A 3425-nucleotide genomic window follows, 5' to 3' on the forward strand; every position below is an offset into this window, starting at 1 on the left:
CTACAGCGCCACCGTCGTCGACAAGGTCCGGCACAGCCGCGAGCCCCTCGTGGTCGAGGATCAGGACGAGCAGTCCCAGGTACGCGTACCCGAAAGCCCGGGCAGGCCCGGGCCGCAGCAGGCGCACGAGGCCCGCGATCAGGAACGGCGCCAGGAAGATCGACACCAGGACGAGCTGGATCGGGATGACCGCGACCCGGTTGCCTTCACCAGCGATGGACGCCGCCACCTGCGACTGCGGCCAGCCGTGAGCCGACTGCCAGAGCAGGTAAGGCAACGCCCCCAGCACCGCCAGCACCCCGCCGGCCAGGGCCTGCCACGTGAACAACAGCCGCCGTGGGCCCACCAGCGCCAGCGCCGCGCAAATGACGCCGACGACGATGCCGATCACCAGCTTGTTCAGCAGCCCGGCGGCGAGCACCGCACCCGCCGCGAGCAGCCAGCCGGGCCGGCCGCTCGTCAACGCCTTCAGCAGGCACACGATCACGCCCGCGGTGAACATCACGTCAAACGTGGCCGTGCTGACCAGATGACCGGTGACCAGCGCGACCGTGCCGACGGCCCACATGCCCGACGCCAGCAGCCGGGCCCGCCCGGAACCGCCGAGCAGGCCCGCGATCACGCTGACCAGCACCACGGTCGCGGCCGAGGCCAGCGCCGAGGCCAGCCGCAGGACGACCAGGGAGCCGTCGCCGAGCCGGTACAGCCCGGCCGACAGCAGCGGGGTGAGCACCGGCTGGTCGGGATAACCCCACGCGGGATGCTGCCCGGCGACGACGAAGTACAGCTCGTCGCGGTGCCAGCCGTACCGGGAGCTGGTCAGCACCAACAGCACGAGCAGCGCGGCGGCCACGAGCCACTCCGGACGTGTGCGGCGCACAAGGCAGACTACCGAAATTCCGGCGGTCACCGATTAGTTCGACGGGGCCGCCGAGTCGACAGTGCAACGGAACCTTGGAGAGGACGATCCCATGATCGAGCTGAACCCCGATCGCGCCCGGCGCGCGATCGTCGAACACACCGCACGCCTGGCCGACGCGGCCGTCGCGGCCGGCTCTGACGCTGCCGTGCCGACGACCCCCGGCTGGACCGTCGCCGACCTGGTCGAGCACGTGGGCCAGACCCAGCACTGGGTCGCGGAGATCATCGAACGGCGCATCACGGACCCCGCACAGCTGCCGACGGAGATGGCCGTGCTTCCCGCCGACCCGCGCGAGTGGCCGGCGTGGCTGTCGGAATCGGCGCAGCGGGTGGCGAGCGCGTGCTCCGACGATGCGCTGGACGCACCGGTGTTCAACGCATCGGGCGACGAGCGGTCCGGTACGCGCTTCTGGCTGACCAGCGTCCTCAACGAGACGGTCGTCCACGGCTTCGACGCGGAGAACGCGGCGGGCCGGCCGGTGGACATCAACGCCGACATCGCGGCTCCGCTCATCAGCAACCACTTCGCGATGCTCACCTCCCCGACGTGGGAGATGCTGCGGTCCGAGTCCGCCCACGCCATCCGGGGCACCGGGCAGACCCTGCAATGGGTGGCCACCGACCTCGCGGACGACGCGGACGCCTGGTCCGTCGAACGGCGGCCCGACGGGGCGACGTGGCAGCCGGGCACCCGGCCGGCCGACGTGACGGTGACCGGCCCGGCCGGATCGCTGCTGCTGACCCTGACCCGGCGACTTCCGCTCACCGGCGAAGGCGGCGACATCAGCGTCGACGGCGACGCCGGGCTGGTCCGGCACTGGATCGACCACACCGCCCATGTCAGCGACTGAAGATCGGGCACATGGCGTGGCGCGTTCGGGCCGCGGTGTGGCGGTCGTCGGGGCGGGGTCCGCATGATCGGCTCATGTCTGGAGTCAAGCTACGAGCTGTCGAGAATGCCGACGGTGCGATGGCCGGCAAGGTCTCGTGGCTGCCGGTGCCCCACGGACCGAACCCGCCCTCGCGGGCCCTGAACGTCGGCATGCGGCTGCACCCCGGCTTCCGCGGCCGTGGCGTCGGAACCCCGGCTCTGGTGCTGCTGGCGACCTACCTGTTCGACACCACGACGGTCGAGCGGTTGCAGGCGGAGACCGACGTCGAGAACATCGCCGCGCAACGCGGCCTGGAGAAGGCCGGCTTCCAGCGTGAGGGTGTGGCCCGGCACGCGCAGTTCCGCAAGGGCAAGTGGCACGACATGGTCGTCTACAGCCTGCTGCGTGGCGATCCCCGGCCGTGAGCAGCGCCGGGCCGGGTCGGCTCAGAGCCGGATGGCGATGCCGATCATCGGTGGGCGGCGCAACCGCAGCAGCTTGGCGACGCCGTTGCCGAGCCGAGAGGTGAGGTAGCGCCGGCCGAGGAGCTTGCGGGCGTTGGCTGTGCCGGCCTCGTCGAGGAGCCGGGCCGTGCCGGTGGCGCTCGGGGCGCCCGGTTCGACCTTGCCGCGGAGACTGCAGACCGTGACGATGACGTCGGGGTTGCGGCGGATCCGCTTGACCTTCCACGCCTCGGCCTCGGACACGATGATCAGCTCGTCGCCGTCCGGCACGTGCCAGACGGGCGTGGCCACCGGGGTGCCGTCCTTGCGGTAGGTCGTCAGGCTGACGTACTTGCTCCGGCGGATCTCCTGCGGCACGGTCATCGACCGATCTTATCGACCGCAGCACGGCGCGTGTCGGGGTCGGCTGTGGTAGAACCGCAGCACATGCGTTCCCGGAAGTACCGCATCGTCACGGCAGTCGAGCGGATCAACAACCGCCTGACACGCTTCGCTCTGCGCAGAGGCATCGCTCCGCGCGTGTTCGCCTTACTGGAGACGACCGGCCGGCGCACCGGGCTGCCACGGCACACCCCCGTCGGCAACGGCTGCGTCGGCGACACGTTCTGGTTGGTCGCCGCGCACGGAACTCAGGCGGACTGGGTCCGCAACCTCCAGGCCCATCCGGCGGTACGGGTGAAGGTCGGCGGCCACTGGCGTACGGGGGTCGCGGTGGTGCTGCCCGACGACGATGCGCTGGCCCGTTCGCGGACGCTGCCGTATCAGTGGGACGCAGCTCTGGGCCGGCTGATGGCCTCGAGCCCGTTGACCGTACGCATCGACCTGCGACCGCGATGAGGGTCATTGCAGGGTGAGGGCGTACAGCTTGATCCGGGTGTCGTCGGGCAGGGTGACCGACCGCAGTTCCTTGCCCGGGTCGACGGCCACCGCGACCCCGAAGAGGTTGACCGCCGGTCCGTCTGTGCCCTGCCCGGCCTTGATCCGGTGCGGCATGGCCAGCACGGCCGAGCCGGTGGCGCACCAGTCCGGGACCGTCACGCTCGTCGCGGCGGTGCTGCCGTCGGCGTAGCGGACGGTCACCGTGCCGGGCACCGGGCCGTGGTTCGCCGCGACGACGAGCCGCAGGGTGCTGCGCCGCAGCGCGGGCAGTGGCAGGGTCTGCCGGCCG

6 protein-coding genes are annotated in these 3425 nt (G+C 71.4%); 3 read left to right on the top strand and 3 right to left on the bottom strand.

Annotated features, from left to right (window positions below; translation table 11 throughout):
• Nucleotides 1-880: glycosyltransferase family 39 protein (locus AB0C29_RS39245; RefSeq protein ID WP_360831690.1), on the bottom strand; the 880-nt coding region annotated here is incomplete at its 3' end.
• A gap of 91 nt (nt 881-971) precedes the next feature.
• Here AB0C29_RS39245 and AB0C29_RS39250 point away from each other — a divergent pair.
• Nucleotides 972-1772: a maleylpyruvate isomerase family mycothiol-dependent enzyme gene (locus AB0C29_RS39250; RefSeq protein ID WP_360831693.1), complete on the top strand. Its 801-nt coding sequence runs from the start codon at nt 972-974 to the stop codon at nt 1770-1772.
• A gap of 74 nt (nt 1773-1846) precedes the next feature.
• Entirely contained in the window at nt 1847-2218 is a 372-nt protein-coding gene (locus AB0C29_RS39255) for a GNAT family protein (RefSeq protein WP_360831696.1), read from the top strand.
• A gap of 21 nt (nt 2219-2239) precedes the next feature.
• On the opposite strand, the gene AB0C29_RS39260 is transcribed toward AB0C29_RS39255, so the two are convergent.
• Nucleotides 2240-2620 carry a PPOX class F420-dependent oxidoreductase gene (locus tag AB0C29_RS39260; RefSeq protein ID WP_360831699.1) on the bottom strand — a complete coding sequence of 127 codons (381 nt, stop codon included), beginning with the start codon at nt 2618-2620 and terminating at the stop codon, nt 2240-2242.
• A 63-nt stretch (nt 2621-2683) separates the two neighbouring features.
• Between AB0C29_RS39260 and AB0C29_RS39265 the strand changes: the two genes are divergently transcribed.
• Nucleotides 2684-3094 (top strand): nitroreductase/quinone reductase family protein, encoded by a 411-nt coding sequence (locus AB0C29_RS39265; protein WP_360831702.1) that lies wholly within the window; start codon nt 2684-2686, stop codon nt 3092-3094.
• 3 nt (nt 3095-3097) lie between these two features.
• Here AB0C29_RS39265 and AB0C29_RS39270 read toward each other — a convergent pair.
• A partial coding sequence (locus AB0C29_RS39270) for a hypothetical protein (protein WP_360831705.1) occupies nt 3098-3425 on the bottom strand: 328 nt, incomplete at its 5' end.

This window comes from Actinoplanes sp. NPDC048791 (assembly GCF_040650095.1).
Taxonomy (GTDB): Bacteria; Actinomycetota; Actinomycetes; order Mycobacteriales; family Micromonosporaceae; genus Actinoplanes.

Excerpts from the sequence above, each read along its gene's own strand:
- AB0C29_RS39250 (WP_360831693.1), top strand. The coding sequence starts at position 972 with ATGATCGAGCTGAACCCCGATCGCGCCCGGCGCGCGATCGTCGAACAC.
- AB0C29_RS39255 (WP_360831696.1), top strand. The coding sequence starts at position 1,847 with ATGTCTGGAGTCAAGCTACGAGCTGTCGAGAATGCCGACGGTGCGATG.
- AB0C29_RS39260 (WP_360831699.1), bottom strand. The coding sequence starts at position 2,620 with ATGACCGTGCCGCAGGAGATCCGCCGGAGCAAGTACGTCAGCCTGACG.
- AB0C29_RS39265 (WP_360831702.1), top strand. The coding sequence starts at position 2,684 with ATGCGTTCCCGGAAGTACCGCATCGTCACGGCAGTCGAGCGGATCAAC.